The following is a 16,629-nucleotide window of genomic DNA, read 5'->3' on the forward strand; positions in this document are numbered from 1 at the left end:
TTCCGCCTAGTCCCGCGCCTCCGTGCCGCGCGTCGAGCGGGTCGTGGCTACCCATGCCGCGACCAGCGCCAGCACCGTGTAGGCCGCGAGCGCGGTCAGCGGTATCTCTGCCGATATTGCGGCAGGCGGGGGACCGAACCAGTTGATCGCCTGCACGATGAGCAGCAGCAGCGCGAGCAGGGCCATCGCCCAGGTCGCTGCGCGCTTGGTCGGGCGCGTGCGCCGGGCGTACAGCAGGAACGCGCCAAAGGTCAGCCCCAGCTCCAGCGGCATGGCGAGGGCAGGGTGGTTCCACAAGCCCAGCCCCAGCCTGGGCGGGGTGCCCCACAAGGTCAGATCGGGCACATGTACCAAAAGGTCGAGAAACCAGTGCGACAGCACGACCGCCCCGGCGATCGCCGCGCCGGTGCGGTTGCGGGTCAACGCATATATGACCGCCGCAAACCCTGCCGCCCACAGCGCGCTGCCCAGCAGGCTGTGGGTCCAGGGCATGTGATAGAGGTCCATCGGGTTCATCGCCGATATACCGGGCACCACCCGCATGCGTTCGACGCCCAGCAGCATCAGGCTGAAGAAGCCATAGTCGACCAGCTGCCCGGCAACGAACAGCGTGCCGAGCTTCGGTGCCTTGGGGTGCGTCGCAGCGATGAGGGCAGGGGCCCAGTGACCGACGAACATTGTGCTTCCCCCATTCCGCAGCCCTGAGCCTGTCGAAGGGCGCTTCTCAAAACCGCGCATCGCCCTTCGACAGGCTAAGCGCCACGGATCCGGTCAACTCGCAGGAAAGAAGCGCAGCGTCACCCACGCCGCGATTGCCGATGCGGTGCCGGTGGCAAAGGTGCCCCAGATGATGTCGAGGATGGTCACTTTCAGGCTCCACACCCTCATCGTCGCATGGTTGGTCAGGTCATAGGTGGCGTAGCAGAAGAAACCGAGCAGCGCCCCGTAGAGCAGCGCGGTGGTCCACTGGCCCGATTTCAGCGCCGGCGCGACGGCGAAAATCTGCATGCCGACGAGGTAGAGGAAGTAGAAGACCAGCGCCGGCGCCCAGCGCAGATCGCCGAGCAGCGCGCCGATCTCAGGCTTGTAGAGGCGGGTGAACATGGTATTGAGCCACACGGCGTCCATCGCACCGAAGACGAGGGCGGTGACCAGATAGGCTGTCAGATACTGCATGTCGTGGGTCCCTGTTCTGACCGCGCCCGGCCAGCATAGGCCAGCCGCTCGACAGCGCAACCATGCTTGACCCTTGCCTGTGCCATCGCCACAAGGTCGCGCCATGAACGACACCCCAGTTGGCGCACCGGTCGCAGACATCGCCCATCTCAGCTTCGAGGATGCCCTCGAGCAGCTCGGCGGCATCGTGCGGCAGCTCGAGGCCGGGCAGGTCCCGCTCGACCAGGCAATTTCCTTGTACGAACGGGCTACGGCGCTGAAGGCGCATTGCGATGCACGGCTCAAGGATGCGGAGGCGCGTATCGAGCGCATCCGTATCGCCAGCGATGGCAGCGTCTCCGGCCTCGCTCCGTTCGATGCGGCCGGCGCATGACCGTGGCCGAGATTGCCCCCTCCATGCTCGATACCGAAATCGCGGACGTCTCTGCCGATGTCGACGCATTGTTCGACGCGCTGCTGGTCGTGCCGCAGGATGCGCGCGCGCCACTGTTCGAAGCGATGCGCCATGCTGCCATCGGCGGCGGCAAGCGGCTGCGCCCGCTGCTCGTCAAGGCCAGCGCGCGCCTGTTCGCGGTCGATCCTGAATGCGTGCTGCGCGCGGGCGCGGCGGTGGAGGCCATCCACGTCTATTCGCTGATCCACGATGATCTGCCGGCGATGGACGATGACGATCTGCGCCGCGGCAAGCCGACCGTGCACATCGCCTTCGACGAGGCCACCGCCATTCTTGCCGGAGACGCGCTGCATGCGATGGCGTTCGAGATTCTGGCGAGCAGCGACACGCACAGCGATGCCTTCGTTCGCAACGAGTTGATCGCCGAGCTCGCCAGGGCAGCAGGACCGTCGGGCATGGCCGGCGGCCAGATGATGGATCTGGCCGCCGAGCATCAGAGCTTCGATCTGCCCACCGTCACCCGCCTGCAGCACATGAAGACCGGGGCACTGATCTGCTGGTGCGTCGAAGCCGGGGCCATTCTCGGCCGCATCCCGCAGGAAGGGCGCGCAGGCTTGCGCGCCTATGCGCGCGACATCGGCCTTGCCTTCCAGATCGTCGACGACCTGATCGATGTCGAAGGCGATGCCGCCGTCGCCGGCAAGGCGGTCGGCAAGGATGCCGAAGCCGGCAAGGAAACCTTCGTTTCCCTGATGGGGGTAGAGCGCGCCCGCGAACAGGCGCGGCTGCTGACCGAACAGGCGATCGGCGCGCTGGCCGGCTATGGATCCGAGGCCGATCTGCTTCGTGCCATCGCGCGCTACATCTTGGAACGCAATCATTGAGCGAGGCTGCAATGCGCCGCATCGGCATTTATCCCGGCACCTTCGATCCGATCACGCTCGGCCATATGGATATCATTCGGCGCGGGGCGAAGCTGGTCGACCGGCTGGTCATCGGCGTATCGACCAATCCGTCGAAGTCCCCGATGTTCAGCCTCGACGAGCGGATGGAGATGGTCCGCCGCGAAGTCGCCGGGATCGATGGCGAAATCCATGTGGTCAGCTTCAATTCGCTGCTGATGGACTTTGCCGATCGCGAAGGGGCGAGCGTGATCGTGCGGGGCTTACGCGCGGTCGCCGACTTCGAATATGAATATCAGATGGCGGGGATGAACCAGCAGCTCAACGACCATGTCGAGACCGTCTTCCTGATGGCCGACGTCTGCCTGCAGCCCATTGCGTCGCGTCTGGTCAAGGAGATTGCGTTGTTCGGCGGCGATATCCACAAGTTCGTTTCGCCCGCTGTTGCGGCGGATGTGGTCGGTCGCGTGGAAACCATTGGACGTCTGGGGTCATGAGCGGTTAATCCGCGCGACATTAGGCGCTCGCCCTGACGGCCCGACCGGGCGCCGGACAGGGCTCCCGATCAGGCCGACGTGCCTACGCAAAGGATATCTGTGTTTATGACGATGCCCCGTTCGCTGACTGGTCTGCTGCTCGCCGTTTGCGCCTCCATCGGTTTCGCTGGCGCTGCACTGGCGCAGGATGCAGCTGCGCCGGCTGTCGACCCTGCCGCCGCGGCGCGCTTCAATCCGCCGGCCATTGCGCCCGAGGGAATCCGTAACAATCCTGAGGATCTGCTCGCGCTCGACCTTTCGACCGGCGGCCGGGTGATCATCCAGCTGCGCCCCGATGTCGCGCCGAATCATGTCGAGCGCATCAAGACGCTTGCGCGCCAGGGATTCTACAACGGACTGACCTTCCACCGCGTCATCGACGGTTTCATGGCGCAAGGGGGCGATCCGGCAGGCAACGGCACCGGCGGCAGCGCGATGCCCAATTTGCAGCAGGAATTCAACGGCCTGCCGCACGTGCGCGGCGCGCTGGCGATGGCGCGGCCGGAAGACCGCAACGGCGCCAACAGCCAGTTCTTCATCATGCTGCTGCCGCGCCTCAGCCTCGATCGCAATTACACCGTATTCGGCCGGGTGATCAGCGGCATGGAATATGTCGATCGCATCCAGCGCGGCGAGCCGCCGGCCAATCCGTCGCGGATCGTCCAGGCATCGGTCGTGGCGGACAATGTGCCGGTCCCGCCCGCCAGCGCGCTGACGGAAACGCCGCCCGCAGCCGCCGCGCCAGTAACGGTAGACCAGCTCAACGCGCCGATCGGGGGCTAATCGGCCAACCGAAACCCCGGCCACCCTGAGCCTGTCGAAGGGCGGTCCTTTGCTACGCGACGCCAGCAAATAAGCGACAATGCTTCGACAAGCTCACCACAGACGGCATTCGGTATTGCGGGGGATTGAGTGCGCGTAGATCTGTTCGACTTCGACCTGCCGCCCGAGCGGATCGCGCTGCGGCCGGTCAGCCCGCGCGATTCGGCACGGATGCTGCTCGTGGCTGGCGATGCGCTGGTCGATCATACCGTGCTCGATCTGCCCGCGATTCTGCGCCCCGGCGATTGCCTCGTCTTCAACGACACCCGCGTGATTCCTGCCCAGCTCGAGGGCCAGCGCGGCGATGCGCGTGTCGGTGTCACGCTGCACAAGCGCATCGACCTGCGGCGCTGGCAGGCATTTGTGCGCAACGCCAAGCGGCTGCGGATCGGCGACCGGGTCGACTTCGGTGCGGACGTCGCAGCCATGGTGGAGGCGCGGGGCGACGATGGCAGTCTGGTGTTCGCCTTTCTCGGCGACGAGCCGGTCGAAGTGTTGCTCGGCCGGGCCGGGACGATGCCGCTGCCACCCTATATCGCCAGCAAGCGCGCCATCGATGAGCGCGACGCCAGCGATTATCAGACGATGTTTGCCGAAAAGGACGGCGCGGTGGCCGCGCCGACCGCCTCGCTGCATTTTACCCCCCGCTTGATGCAGGCCATCGCCGATGCGGGTATCCTTACCGAGACGCTGACGCTGCATGTCGGCGCCGGCACCTTCCTGCCGGTCAAGGCAGAGGACACCGATGCGCATGTGATGCACGCCGAATGGGGCGAGATCAGCGCGGCGGCTGCCGAGCGGATCAATGCCGTCAAGGCTGCAGGTGGCCGCGTCATCGCCGTCGGCACCACGGTGCTGCGTCTGCTCGAAAGCGCGGTCGACGAGCAGGGCCGGCTTCATGCCTTTGCCGACGAAACCCGCATCTTCATCACCCCCGGCTACCGCTTCCGCTGCATCGACGGGCTGATGACCAACTTCCATCTCCCCAAGTCGACGCTTTTCATGCTGGTCAGCGCACTGATGGGCCTGGACGTGATGCAGCGCGCCTATGCCCATGCCATCGGGCAGGGCTATCGCTTCTACAGCTACGGCGACTCCAGCCTGCTGCTGCCGTCAGGCTGAGCGCGCGCCCCACTCGGCTTCGATGGTGCCGGCAATGCGGTCCATGTTTGCGGCCAGTCGTGCGTGCATGGCGGCATCGTCCATGCCGTCGAATGCGGTGACCTGCGGCATGGAAATGCCGACACGCAGCGTCGCGCCCCAACGGCCATCGGGCAGCTTGACGCATTTGACCGGCTGCCCCAGCCGGACGTCGCGCGTCACCAGCGCCTTGTGCAGCGCCACCGCAGCGTCGAAGTCGGGTGCCTGCGGCAGCGGGGTCAGATCAATGGTGCTGAGCGTGCGCATCTCTACCGGGTGCGCGTCGCCCTCCGCGCGCTCGCCGGGCGCATAGGGCGCGAGTCGCCGCCCGCCCAGCCGGTCGACGAAGGCGCTGCGCACCGCCGCATGGAAGGCGAGGACGACGCGCTCGACCCGTTCGATGGGGATCGCCTGGAACCGTTCGAGTTCGAACAGCGACGCCTCCAGTCGCATCAGCAGGCCGAGGTTCGATTCTTCCGGCAGGATGGCGACACCGCGCCACTGCGACGGCCATTCGGCGCGGCGGAAAATGCTGGCAAAGCCGCGCGGAAGGTCGGCTGCGGCATCGATGACCGGCTGGGGAACGATCGCAAAACCGCTGAACGGCGGCCCGCCCATGAACTTCGACCCGGTCAGCATGACGATGCAGCCCCGCTCGATATAGCTGGCGATGGCGGAACTGGTGATGCGCGCCTGGCAAGCGTCGACGATGAAACTGACACGGGCACCGTGTCGCGCCGTCAGCCGGTCGATGTGGACGAGGCTGGGTACGACGAGGCCGGTCTTCGAGCCGTGGATGACGTGAACCAGGCTGTGGCGGCCAGCGGCGCCTGCTTCTGCGACGGCGGCATCGATGGCGTCAGCCATTTCCGCTGCGCTGAACGCGCGGCCCGCGGGATCGCGCACCGGGATATTGTAAAGCTCGACACTGTCGGGAAGCGTGCCGCCGATCGGCTCGCCCTTGCTGACCGGAACGCCGCGCGCGGTTTCCGCCGCAAAAAACTGGCCGCGTGCCGAGAAAATGCAGCCGCTGCCGACCTCGTCCGCCCCCAACAGGATGTTGCGGATGCCGCTGGCCCCGCGCCCCTTGGCCATGGCAAGGCCGAGATATTCGAGATCGGTGCCCGATGCCGCGAACAGCACTGATGCCGGCTGTGCCAGCCCATAGGCCCGCAGGATGCGCTCGCGCAGCCCGGCCAGCGCCTCGGCATAGCCAGCCGCGCTCAGCACGCCCTCCGGCGCAATCTCGGCAAGGCGGCGCAGGCAATGAGCAAAGGCGTCGGTCGAGATGTCGTTCGCCGTCGAAGAGGCATAGGCCACGGTGTCGACCGGCCATGGCGAGCTCATATACTGGTTACGGTGGGTCCGGGGATCGATGGCGATGCGCGCGTCGCCGCCCGAGCCCAGCAGGCGACCCAACTGCTCGTGCTGGGTGGCGCGGGTGTCGGCAAGCGGTGCGTCGGTGTCGGTCATGCACCGCTTAATGGCTGGTTTGTGCGGCAAAATGGTGGCGGCTGTTTCTCGCCACATTTGCTGACTATAGGCCCGCGCAACTCCATTCCAGCAGCGGAAAACTCACTGCCGTGACGCCAAGCATCACCCCGACCTATATTCCCGAAGAGGCGCGCCAGCGCCTGACCATGCTGTTCATCGCCAAGCATGCGCTGGGCGACGGATCGCTGCACGCGGAAGACGGCAACCACGCGGTCTACCATCATGAAGTACGCACCATCCTGGAAGGGCTTGGCATCGGCCTCAAGGTCGCCAACAGCTATGACGCGCTGTTTACCCGTCCAGAGGGCGTGGACTTCGTCTTCCCGCTGCTCAATCGCGGCGGCTTCCTCAATTCGGAAATGATGCTGCCGCTGCTCTGCACCCGGGCCAGGCTGCCCTATGTCGGCGCGACGCCGATCCTGCGCGGGCTGTCCGACGACAAGCATCTTTCCAAGCTGGAAGCGAGCACGCGCGGGGTGCCGACGGCGCCGTGGGCGATCTTCCGCCGCGGCGCCCCGGTCGATGCGGCGATCGCGCCGCCGGCAGAGCGCTGGGTGATCAAGCCCAACGCCTCCTCCGCGAGCTGGGGTGTGCAGGACGCGACCGACGCTGCGGGCCTTGTCCAGGCGATCGCGGCGATCCACGACGATGGCCATGACGCCATTGTCGAACCCTTCCTCGACGGCAGCGATGTCGAAGTGCCGGTGATCACCAAGAATGGCCGTCCGGTGATCATGCCGATGATGCAGTTCCTGCAGGCGGACCCGGCGCACCTGCGCACCTATTACGAGAAGCGCGACCTCGTCGACCGGTCGAACAAATACAGCCTGGTCGCCTATGACCGGCCGGACATGGTGGCCCGCATCGCCCGCATGACCGAGGCATTGATGGCCGTGTTCGATCCGTTCGATTATGGCCGGTTCGAATTCCGCGTCAACGACGCGACCGGCGACATCCAGTTCCTGGAGGTCAACCTCAACTGCAATCTGTGGTCCGAGAAAGTGTTCGGCCGCTCCGCAATCCTCGCCGGCATGACCCAGGAACAGCTGATCGAAACCATCGTCGCGGAAAGCATGCAGCGGCAGGGGCTGTTCGCCTGATGGACGGCACGACCACCGCAACCGCGCTGGTGCTGGCCGGTCGGCGCGACGGCAGCATCGATCCGCTGGCCGCCGAGCATGGCGTGGCCGACAAGTGCCTGGTGCCCGTGCATGGCGTGCCGTGCATCGAACATGTGCTGACCGCGCTCGACGCTTCGCCGGTTGTCGGTCGCATCATCGTTTCGATCAACGACCCTGCCATTCTCACCGGCCTGCCGACGGCCGACCGGCTGGCCGCTGCCGGCCGGCTGGTTGCGATCCGCGCCGAGATCAACCTGGCCGAAAGCGTCATCGCCGCTGCCGGTCAGGCCGACTATCCATTGTTCATCACCACGGCCGACAATGTCCTCATCACGCCGGAATCGATCCGCTGGCTGGCCGACGGTGCGCGTGCCGGGCAGGCCGATGCCGCCGCCGCCTTCGCGCGCAAGGAAGACATTCTTGCCGCGCACCCGGAAGGGCAGCGGCGTTTTTACGAATTTGCCGACGGCGGCTATTCCAACTGCAACAGCTACTGGATCGCCTCTCCCGGCGTGCTGCGCGCGGTCGAAATCTTCCGTGAAGGCGGGCAGTTCGCCAAGAACCCGGCGCGCGTCATCCGCGCCTTCGGCCTGATCAACACGCTGATGTTCCGCCAGGGCTGGCTCAGCCTCGAGTCCGCCATGCGCCGCGTGTCACGACGGATGAAGCTGACGCTGACCCCGGTGGTGTTCGCCGACGGCAGCTATGCCATCGATGTCGACAATGCGCGCACCCATGCCTGCGCCAGCGAAATCATGGGGCGACGCCGCGGTCTGTGAGGTGCTCGTTGCGCCGCAATCGCACACCACAGTGTCCAAATTGTCCAATAAAGTTCACGGCTTACCGTTAGCTTCTGTCGGCGCTGACCAATCGACAGGGCGATTCGCGGAAGGGCCTTACGCATGCTGGAGCGACTGCTATTCTGTTCGCGGGGCAAACACAGCCGCATGCGGCGCTTTGCGCGGCGCAGGGGTGAGGACTATGTCTCGCGCTGCCGCTGGTGCGACACAGCCCTGATCCGCGACGACGACGGCAAATGGATTGCCATGACGCAGGGCGAAACGCACCAGCCGGCAGCCGACAAGCCCGCCTGACGCCGATCAGCGACCCGACCGCCGCACCGGAACCGGGATGTTGCAGATATCCGCCCCGCCGGCCGGCACGTTGAAGAAGGGATCGCGCCGGTTTGCCCGCGCATCGGCATAGCGCGCAAAACTCTCGCTGTCGGTCGAAAGATAGTCGAAACGCGGCTGTTCGGCCGTCGGTAATTCCGTTGCCAGCCGCACGGAGACGATCGGCACGCGCTCTTCGGCAGTCTCATAGAATCCCAGCGGCCCGGTGCCGCGCGGCAGGCTGGAAAGATGCTCGATCCCCTCGATCACCCGGCCGACGAGGGCGATATTGCGGTCGAGATGGCGCGGGGCATGGCCGATGACCGTGTAAAGCTCCGCACCGCTGCCGGTATCGGGCGAGAGATTGCGGCCGACACCGACCATGCCGTAGCAGTGGACGGGCCAGACCCCGCGAAAGTTAGACCGCGCAGGCACGCCATAACCGACTGCAAATGGCCATCCCCGCCAAAATCCGGCTGCATCGGCATAGGGGTCCGCCACCGTTAGCGGAGCAAAGCGACGTCGACCTCCGGCAGCATTTTCACGGCTGATGAAGTTCATCGCGTCGGCGACAACATACTCGCTCTCCGGCACCACACGCAGACCCGCCGGCAACACACGCGCCTTCGCCGCATCCTCAGCCTCAGCATCGCCCCACTGCACGACATAATTGTCCTGCACGCGGTTGATGCTCAGCCCATCCCACCAGTGTGCGGCGGCAAGAGTGCGGATATTGCCGATCCACCCCTGGCCGAAGGGCGCGGGCATCAGCTGGATGACCACGCGGCGCGCCCTTCCTCGCGCATCGGGGGCCAGTGTCATCACCAGCAGATCGGCGGGGTCGATGGCCACCCAGTCGCTCGCCGGCGCGGCAGAGACGATATCCGAGGGGGCAGGGTAGGGTGTCTGCGTCGGCGTCTGTGCCGCCAGGGGCGCCGCGAGCGCCACCAGCGCAGCCATCATTGGACCATAAGGCTTCATCGCTCTCTCCCCAACCGCATCTTACGACGAGCATAAGCAGTCTCCTTGCGCTTGTCGAAGGGTCCGGCGGCGACCGGAGATGTCGGGGCTTGGCCATGTCCAGCCGAAGCGAGGAGACGTAGAGCGTTGCCGCACCGCCGAGCACTGTTCTACCCGCTTGCCAGCCAGCCGCCCCGCCGCTAGGGCCGCGCGTCTATCCAGTGCATGCGGAGCGGTGGCCGAGTGGTCGAAGGCGCTCGCCTGGAAAGTGAGTATGGGTCAAAAGCCCATCGAGGGTTCGAATCCCTCCCGCTCCGCCAACGGCTTGCTGCCGCAACTCCAGCCCGTGTCGATGCCATCCGGCCCATATCCGGTGTCGACCGGCAGCGCACAGGCGTGGAGACAGCGCCGCCATCGGGCGATATGGCCCTGGGATGGCCCGGCTGCTTCTGTTCAACAAGCCTTTCGGCGTGCTGTCGCAATTCACCGACCGCGGGTCGCCGACTGTGCGCGCGACACTTTCCGACTATATTGCCGTCGAGGGCGTCTATCCGGCGGGGCGGCTCGACCGGGACAGTGAGGGGCTGTTGTTGCTCACCGATGACGGGCGGCTGCAGGCGCGCATAGCCGATCCGCGCTACAAGCTGCCCAAGACCTATCTGGTGCAGGTCGAGGGCGAGGCCGAGGAACCGGCGCTCGCGCGGCTGCGGCAGGGCCTCCGGCTCACCGACGGCATGACCCTGCCTACGACTGTTGCGCGCATCGATCCGCCGGCGCTGTGGCCGCGCGACCCGCCGATACGCCAGCGCAAGACCATCCCCGACTGCTGGCTGCAAATCACCATCCGCGAAGGGCGCAACCGGCAGGTGCGCCGGATGACGGCGGCGGTCGGCTTGCCGACCTTGAGGCTGGTGCGCTGGTCGATCGGTGACTGGAGCGTTGCCGGGCTCGCGCCGGGCGCGTTGTCCGAGATACTGGTCAGTACCGGCGCAGCGTTGCGCACACGGGCACATGGCGGGGCACAGGGGCCAAGATGAACTATCGCCATTCCTTCCACGCCGGCAACAGTGCCGATGTCGTCAAGCACAGCCTTTTGATCGCGCTGGTGCGCGCCTTGCAGCTCAAGGAGGGCGCGCTGACGCTGATCGACACCCATGCTGGCGCCGGGCTCTACGACCTCGGCGGTGAGGAGGCCCAGCGCACCGGAGAGGCGTCGCAGGGCGTGTTGCGTGCCTTTGCGGATCATAATGCCCTGCTCGACGACTATCGGGCCGCGGTGCGCGCGGAGAATGCAAGCAGCGGCCTGCAGCTCTACCCGGGGTCGCCGCGCATTCTGGCGCAGCTGTTGCGGCCGCAGGACGCCCTCATCCTCAACGAAAAGCATCCGGTGGACGCCCGCACCCTGCGCGGCGCCATGCGCGGCACGGCGGCGGCGGTGCATGAGCGGGATGCCTATGAGCTGTGGCTCGCCTTGCTGCCCACGCGAACCGCGCGCGGGGTGGTGGTGGTCGACCCGCCCTATGAACAGACGGACGAGCGCGATCGCATCACCGCCACGCTCGGCGCGGCGATGCGCAAATGGGCGCATGGCGTGACGGTGATCTGGTATCCGCTGAAGGACCGGCCCGTGCATGTGCGGTGGAAGCAGCAGCTGCGCCGACTTGGCATCGGAAAGCTGCTGAGCATCGAGCATTGGCTGTACGATGCCGATCGGCCGGGCATCTACAACGGTGCGGGTTTGTTCATCGTCAACCCGCCCTATGCCTTCACTCAGGCGCTGCCGCCGCTTTTGGACGCGCTGCGCGCCGCGCTGGCGCCTGAAGGCCATCGGGGCGAGCTGACGGCCGATTGGCTGCCTTCGTCCATCACGGTGTGACCAGAGCGGTTGTGCCGACGGTGGCGCTAGCCAAGGACGATGCCGCCAATACCAATCGCTACCACGGCAAACATCATTGGCGGAACGAACAACACCTCCTGCCGCTTGAAGACAAGGCTGTACAACGAGGTCAGCCCCATGCCGCACGTGATCAGCAGCAGATAGGTGTGAAGATCGTACCAGGGGAACAAGGCGATCAGGAATTTGGCCAGGCCGGGCGGCGCCCAACCGCTCACCGCCATCCAAAGCAGTAGCACCGCCCCTGGCAGCCACCAGAACAGGCTGGACACTTCGAACGCCGCCAGCCCGACGTGGGAGCCGGACAGGGCCACGACCAACCCGACGGCAAGCAGCAGCGCATTGAGTGCATTGGGTACGGTTCCCTCCTTCAGGTTGAAGACCAGCAACGGCAACATGGTACCGACAAGCAGTGCAAGCCTGAATAGTTCAATGATCATGGGTGTAGATCGCTCCGAACATGCGAATCGACCGAATAAAGCAAAAGCCCTACGTAATATTTCCGGTGTCCGCTGAATGCGCAGGACTTGGGTGGTGAAAATCGGCCGATGCTATGGGGCGGGGTCAGCTCGCCAGCATTGCCTGTTCGAAGTTGAGCGTGACGAACTCGGCGGGATGGACGAGTTGCAGGGATACCGAGACGATCATTGTTCCGTTGAGCAGATCCAGCTCGCTCATGGTAGCGCCCAGCCCGCAGCTGACGGTGAATGCCTCTTCGGCCTTGGACCCCATCAGCCCGCCCTGCATCCACAGCTCTGTCAGAAACGACGATATCATCGCGGTTGCCGCAGCCCAGCTGTGGGCGTCATTGGGGGCAAAGGCGAATGACTGCAGGGCCGACTTGATCGATTGTTCGACGTAGATCAGCGCCCGGCGGACCTGGATGTAGCGTAGATCGTCACTATTGCCGTCGAGCGTGCGTGCACCCCACACAACGGTGCCGCGGTCCGTGAAATCGCGCAGGATGTTGATGGCATTGCCATTGGCCGGGACGTTGAACCCGCTCTGCTGGTCGTCGCTCAGCGTAATGACGGGCCGGATGGCCGACGCAACCGCCATATTCGCCGGCGCACTCCATACGCCGATCCGGTTGTCCGACTGCGCGTAGATACCTGCGACGGCGCCGCTCGGCGGGGCGACATTGAGCTGACTGGCGAGAATCTGCTTGATGGTGCCAAGCAAAGGCAGCGCGCTCGTCAGGAAATTGTCGAGCGCGACCGTCGCGGCATCGGTGGCCGGGAGGGGGACAAGCGGAGGTGCCGATGTTGGCGTCATCGACACCAGCAAGTGAGGCGCTCGCTTGGTCACCCCCGTTGTCCCCGCCGGTGTGTCAGCGGTGGCAATGATGTCTTCGGGTGGAACCGGGAAGGCGGCGGCGATATGCGCGGCGACATTGACGAAAGTGCTGCCGTAAACCGCTCCAGGCTGCCTCGCGATCTGTGGCCACAGCGCAAGCGCCTGTGTCGTCAGCAGATTGTTCATCAGCATTATGGTCTGTGCCGAGCCCTTGAGACTGGCATAGGTCAGGCTTTCTCTGTCGAGCAGCGAGGTCGCTAACGCCGGCGCGTAGCAGGCGGCATAGCTGAATCCCGCAGCGGCAGGCGCGACAGCGGCGTAGAAGGCATTTGCGGTTTCCTGCAGGGTATCGACGGTGCAGTTGTCGGGAATAAGCGCGCCGGGCAGATCGAGAGTCGCCATGCGATCCTGCAGGGTGCCGGCCTGTTCGATCATCTCGACGATGACCGCGGCATAATCGTCATAGCTGTAGCTGGTCACACCGTCCGATGTCGTGCTGTCGAGCAGCAGGCAGGCTTCCGGAACCACCAGCATCGTGCCGCCGCGCGTGTCGCGCGCGACAGCCAGTCCGGCGAGCAGATCGCTTCTGGATACCGCGGCTGGCGCGGCCCCCGTTGCCGGCTGGCCAGTATCCTGAGTGCCCTGATAGTTGGCGACCGAGATCACCAGACAGTCGCCGCCGCCGTTGGCGTAGAACAATTGCAGCGCCTGATAGAGGTTGAACTGCGGAACAAAGCTGAGTGCGCCGCCGGCCGATTGAGCGGTGCCGACGACAAAGCGCCCGATCCGTGCATCCGTGCCGTCGCTCGACCCGGCTTGGAAATCGCTGCCACGGGCCGGCGCTGCTGGCGCCGCCCCGCCCGATGCATCGAGAAGCCACGGCTCCACGACACCCTGTGCGGCGAAGCCACCACCGAAGCAGCGGCGAAACTCGGCCATCGAACCGATGGGTGTCGCGCGCAGATAGAGGGATTGGCCCGTCTCGGGATCCTGCGCGGTTTCGGTGTAGCCAATGAAAATCGGTACCGCGGTCGGGACGCCCACGACCGATGGCGGAAAAGCCGATGCTTCGGTGACATACACCCCGGGCATCTTTCGGCTGCTGGTCTGCTCCGTTGCCATGCTTTTGTCCCCATTGTCCGACGTGATGCGATCACAGGCAAGGCGCAGACATGATATCTTGGCTCTACTGTGGCGCCAATCCCAGCTCGCGGCGGATCAGTCGGACGGTCTCCGCCCACGCCTGCGAGCCCGGGGCAATCAGCTCGACATGGCCTTCGCGCGCCACCGTAACGCGCTCGACCGTCTCGCCGGCTGCAGTCGCGCGCGCCGCGTAACTTTCTGCCAGCGATGGTGGCGCGATGCGATCCTGTGCGCCGCTGACGAAAATCTGGCGCACATGCAGTGGCAGCAAGCGGGGGATGCTGGTGTCGGCAAAGACATCGGCGCGACCCGGCGCAGCGGTGCCGGTCAGCGCGGGCATCGCGCTCTGGGTGCAGCCATTGTTTTCGAGCGCGAGTGCTGCCTCGATATCGGGAAGCGCACCGGTCGCGATGACAGCGGCGATCGGCAGAGGGTCGCCACCCGCCAGCGCGCTACCCCGCGGCAGACGAGCGCGTGCAGCAGCCCAGAGCGCCAGATGCCCACCCGCCGAATGGCCCAGCGCGACAATCCGGTCGGTTGCGAGCCCGTGCGCCGGGCCGATGGTGCGCAGATGGTCCACCGCCGCTGCAACATCGGCGAACGTGCCCGGGTAGCCGCCACCGGGGCGGTCGACGCCGCGATAGTCGATATTCCACACGGCGATACCCTGCGCGGCGAGGTCGGCCGCGATCCAGTCCATGATGCTTCGGTCGGCAATGTCGGTCTGCCAGCAGCCACCATGCACCATCAGCACCACCGGGACAGGGTGGCGCGCCGGGGTGGCAGGCAGCCACAGATCGCCGACCTGCAGGGGGTCGCTGCCATAAGCGATTGTGATGCCACCGGTGGGGCGCGGTCGATCGAGCAGATCGGGCCAGCGCATCGGTGAGCCAGTCGTTCCGGCGGTTGCGGAAACCGGGGCTGGCGCGGGCGTGGGGCTGTTGGCGGGCGGAGACGCACAAGCGGACAGGCCCAATGAGAGTGCCAGCGCAATGATGCGGGAGCGATGACGCATGACCTGTTACTTCCTTCCTTGCCCGCCGACCCGCGCCGGGCGAACGCCCGCTGCCCAAGCCGCAGCGGCTGTGTTAGGGCGCGCCGCATGACAAGTCCAAGCTTCGATCACGCGCTTGCCCTCGACGCCGCCGATCCCTTGCGTGATTTTCGCGCTTCCTTCGCCTTGCCCGAAGGCATGGCCTATCTCGACGGCAATTCGCTGGGCGCTCTGCCGGTCGACACGCCCGCCGCCATGGCGCGGGTCTTGCGCGACCAGTGGGGCACCGACCTGATCGCAAGCTGGAACAGCCATGACTGGATCGGGTTGCCGCAACGGCTCGGCAACCGGATCGCGCCTCTGATTGGTGCACGCGACGGCGAGGTGGTGGTGTGCGATTCGACCTCGGTCAATCTGTACAAGCTGATTGTCGCTGCGTTGAAGGCTAGGCCGGGGCGCAAGACGATCGTGACCGAAGCGGGCAATTTCCCGACCGACATCTATGTGGCGCAAGGCGCGCTGGCGACGATGGACGCCGGACACCGCATCGATGCCGTTGCGCCAGACCAGGTCGCAGGTGCACTCGATGGTGACACTGCGCTGCTGCTGCTCACTCACGTCCATTATACCAGCGGCCGAGTCCATGACATGGCGGCGCTGACCCGGGCGGCGCATGCGGCCGGGGCGCTGGTATTGTGGGACCTCAGCCACAGCGCCGGTGCCGTCCCGGTCGATCTGAACGGCTGCGATGCCGACATGGCGGTGGGTTGCGGCTATAAATATCTCAACGGCGGACCGGGGGCTCCGGCGTTTTTGTACGTTGCCGAGCGGTTGCAGGCCGAGCTGGCCTCGCCCTTGTCGGGCTGGATGGGCCATGCCGCGCCTTTTGCGTTCGAACCGGGCTACCGGCCGGCTCACGGCATAGACCGCTTCCTGTGCGGGACGCCATCGGTGCTGGCGATGGCGGCGCTGGAAAGGGGCATCGCCCTGTTCGAGGCGGTGGAGCATGGCGCGGTGTTCGCCAAGGGGCGGGCGCTGGGCGACTACTACATCGCGCTGATGGATGTGCGCTGCGCCGATGCCGGCTTTACGCTGGCCTCGCCGCGCGATGCCATGCAGCGCGGTAGCCACGTCTCCTACACGCACGCCCGGGCTTGGCCGATCTGCCGGGCGCTGGCAGCGCGCAAGGTGGTCGGAGATTTTCGTGCCCCCGACGCGCTGCGCATGGGTTTCGCACCGTTATACACCAGCTTTGCGCATGTGTGGCGCGCCGTCGACTCGCTGGCAGCAATCATGGCCAGCGGCGAATGGGACGATGCACGCTTTCATGCGCGAGCTGCGGTAACCTGACAGCCCACGACCTTGGAACGGACAGCCGGATACGCACCAGAACGACGGCTCAACCCGGCGATGCCTGGCGCTCCTCGCCGGTCAGGAACCATCCGGCAAAAACCCGGCGCGGTCCGCCCGACGTCAGAGGCGTGACCCGGTGCTCGAGATCCGGCCTTACTGCGAAGATCAAGACGGTGCCCGGCTTGTTGTGATGATGCGCCAGCAGCGGCTGCGCGCCGACAACCTCCGCATGATGGCGCACGACGCTGGCAGGCGCTGCACGGCCAATGCGCCAGGCATCTGCCTGTTGCGC

The 16,629-nt window shown here is 65.8% G+C and carries 19 protein-coding genes and 1 tRNA gene; 12 read left to right on the forward strand and 8 right to left on the reverse strand.

The window, feature by feature from the left end; translation table 11 throughout:
* Positions 1 to 6: 6 nt before the first annotated feature.
* Complete coding sequence (locus AC0QC4_RS06105) at positions 7 to 678, reverse strand: hypothetical protein (RefSeq protein ID WP_483658845.1); 672 nt, start codon at positions 676 to 678, stop codon at positions 7 to 9.
* A 93-nt stretch (positions 679 to 771) separates the two neighbouring features.
* Positions 772 to 1,176, reverse strand: a complete 405-nt coding sequence (locus tag AC0QC4_RS06110; RefSeq protein ID WP_483658846.1) for a DUF2177 family protein — start codon at positions 1,174 to 1,176, stop codon at positions 772 to 774.
* A 103-nt stretch (positions 1,177 to 1,279) separates the two neighbouring features.
* On the opposite strand from AC0QC4_RS06110, the gene AC0QC4_RS06115 reads away from it, so the two are divergent.
* The 5 genes from AC0QC4_RS06115 to queA all read left to right on the forward strand — a co-directional run bounded on the left by AC0QC4_RS06115 (position 1,280) and on the right by queA (position 4,952).
* Positions 1,280 to 1,549, forward strand: coding sequence for an exodeoxyribonuclease VII small subunit (locus tag AC0QC4_RS06115; RefSeq protein ID WP_483658847.1), 270 nt, complete (start codon positions 1,280 to 1,282; stop codon positions 1,547 to 1,549).
* A gap of 23 nt (positions 1,550 to 1,572) precedes the next feature.
* Entirely contained in the window at positions 1,573 to 2,454 is an 882-nt protein-coding gene (locus AC0QC4_RS06120; protein WP_483658848.1) for a polyprenyl synthetase family protein, read from the forward strand.
* An 11-nt stretch (positions 2,455 to 2,465) separates the two neighbouring features.
* Entirely contained in the window at positions 2,466 to 2,969 is a 504-nt protein-coding gene (coaD, locus tag AC0QC4_RS06125; RefSeq protein WP_483659337.1) for a pantetheine-phosphate adenylyltransferase, read from the forward strand.
* Between the two features lie 111 nt (positions 2,970 to 3,080).
* Positions 3,081 to 3,791 carry a peptidylprolyl isomerase gene (locus AC0QC4_RS06130; RefSeq protein WP_483659338.1) on the forward strand — a complete coding sequence of 237 codons (711 nt, stop codon included), beginning with the start codon at positions 3,081 to 3,083 and terminating at the stop codon, positions 3,789 to 3,791.
* Between the two features lie 129 nt (positions 3,792 to 3,920).
* Positions 3,921 to 4,952 (forward strand): tRNA preQ1(34) S-adenosylmethionine ribosyltransferase-isomerase QueA, encoded by a 1,032-nt coding sequence (gene queA / locus AC0QC4_RS06135; protein WP_483658849.1) that lies wholly within the window; start codon positions 3,921 to 3,923, stop codon positions 4,950 to 4,952.
* Here the strand turns inward: queA and AC0QC4_RS06140 are convergent.
* Positions 4,944 to 6,443 carry a hypothetical protein gene (locus AC0QC4_RS06140; protein WP_483658850.1) on the reverse strand — a complete coding sequence of 500 codons (1,500 nt, stop codon included), beginning with the start codon at positions 6,441 to 6,443 and terminating at the stop codon, positions 4,944 to 4,946. The two genes, queA and AC0QC4_RS06140, sit on opposite strands and share 9 nt — an antisense overlap.
* Positions 6,444 to 6,553: 110 nt before the next feature.
* On the opposite strand from AC0QC4_RS06140, the gene AC0QC4_RS06145 reads away from it, so the two are divergent.
* From AC0QC4_RS06145 to AC0QC4_RS06155, 3 genes are all read left to right on the forward strand, one after another.
* Complete coding sequence (locus AC0QC4_RS06145) at positions 6,554 to 7,564, forward strand: D-alanine--D-alanine ligase family protein (protein WP_483658851.1); 1,011 nt, start codon at positions 6,554 to 6,556, stop codon at positions 7,562 to 7,564.
* Positions 7,564 to 8,364, forward strand: coding sequence for a nucleotidyltransferase family protein (locus tag AC0QC4_RS06150; RefSeq protein WP_483658852.1), 801 nt, complete (start codon positions 7,564 to 7,566; stop codon positions 8,362 to 8,364). Before AC0QC4_RS06145 ends, AC0QC4_RS06150 begins: the two co-directional genes overlap by 1 nt.
* 168 nt (positions 8,365 to 8,532) lie before the next feature.
* Entirely contained in the window at positions 8,533 to 8,679 is a 147-nt protein-coding gene (locus tag AC0QC4_RS06155; protein ID WP_483658853.1) for a hypothetical protein, read from the forward strand.
* A gap of 6 nt (positions 8,680 to 8,685) precedes the next feature.
* On the opposite strand, the gene AC0QC4_RS06160 is transcribed toward AC0QC4_RS06155, so the two are convergent.
* Positions 8,686 to 9,678 (reverse strand): peptidylprolyl isomerase, encoded by a 993-nt coding sequence (locus AC0QC4_RS06160; RefSeq protein WP_483658854.1) that lies wholly within the window; start codon positions 9,676 to 9,678, stop codon positions 8,686 to 8,688.
* A gap of 208 nt (positions 9,679 to 9,886) precedes the next feature.
* Between AC0QC4_RS06160 and AC0QC4_RS06165 the strand changes: the two genes are divergently transcribed.
* The 3 genes from AC0QC4_RS06165 to AC0QC4_RS06175 all read left to right on the forward strand — a co-directional run bounded on the left by AC0QC4_RS06165 (position 9,887) and on the right by AC0QC4_RS06175 (position 11,533).
* Positions 9,887 to 9,977 (forward strand) — tRNA-Ser (locus AC0QC4_RS06165).
* 114 nt (positions 9,978 to 10,091) lie between these two features.
* Entirely contained in the window at positions 10,092 to 10,694 is a 603-nt protein-coding gene (locus AC0QC4_RS06170) for a pseudouridine synthase (RefSeq protein WP_483658855.1), read from the forward strand.
* Positions 10,691 to 11,533 carry a 23S rRNA (adenine(2030)-N(6))-methyltransferase RlmJ gene (locus AC0QC4_RS06175; RefSeq protein WP_483658856.1) on the forward strand — a complete coding sequence of 281 codons (843 nt, stop codon included), beginning with the start codon at positions 10,691 to 10,693 and terminating at the stop codon, positions 11,531 to 11,533. Before AC0QC4_RS06170 ends, AC0QC4_RS06175 begins: the two co-directional genes overlap by 4 nt.
* A 26-nt stretch (positions 11,534 to 11,559) precedes the next feature.
* On the opposite strand, the gene AC0QC4_RS06180 is transcribed toward AC0QC4_RS06175, so the two are convergent.
* The 3 genes from AC0QC4_RS06180 to AC0QC4_RS06190 form a co-directional block, all read right to left on the reverse strand.
* Positions 11,560 to 11,991 (reverse strand): hypothetical protein, encoded by a 432-nt coding sequence (locus AC0QC4_RS06180; RefSeq protein WP_483658857.1) that lies wholly within the window; start codon positions 11,989 to 11,991, stop codon positions 11,560 to 11,562.
* A gap of 124 nt (positions 11,992 to 12,115) precedes the next feature.
* Positions 12,116 to 13,939 carry a phage tail sheath family protein gene (locus tag AC0QC4_RS06185; RefSeq protein ID WP_483658858.1) on the reverse strand — a complete coding sequence of 608 codons (1,824 nt, stop codon included), beginning with the start codon at positions 13,937 to 13,939 and terminating at the stop codon, positions 12,116 to 12,118.
* 94 nt (positions 13,940 to 14,033) lie between these two features.
* A complete protein-coding gene (locus tag AC0QC4_RS06190; RefSeq protein ID WP_483658859.1) occupies positions 14,034 to 15,005 on the reverse strand; it encodes an alpha/beta hydrolase in 972 nt (323 codons plus the stop codon).
* Positions 15,006 to 15,092: 87 nt separating this feature from the next.
* On the opposite strand from AC0QC4_RS06190, the gene kynU reads away from it, so the two are divergent.
* On the forward strand, positions 15,093 to 16,334 hold the full coding sequence (gene kynU / locus AC0QC4_RS06195; protein WP_483658860.1) for a kynureninase: 1,242 nt from the start codon (positions 15,093 to 15,095) through the stop codon (positions 16,332 to 16,334).
* Positions 16,335 to 16,383: 49 nt separating this feature from the next.
* Here kynU and AC0QC4_RS06200 read toward each other — a convergent pair whose 3' ends face one another.
* Positions 16,384 to 16,578, reverse strand: a complete 195-nt coding sequence (locus tag AC0QC4_RS06200; RefSeq protein WP_483658861.1) for a hypothetical protein — start codon at positions 16,576 to 16,578, stop codon at positions 16,384 to 16,386.
* Positions 16,579 to 16,629: the final 51 nt, after the last annotated feature.

The sequence above is a fragment of the Sphingomonas sp. jy18 genome, from assembly GCF_056931895.1.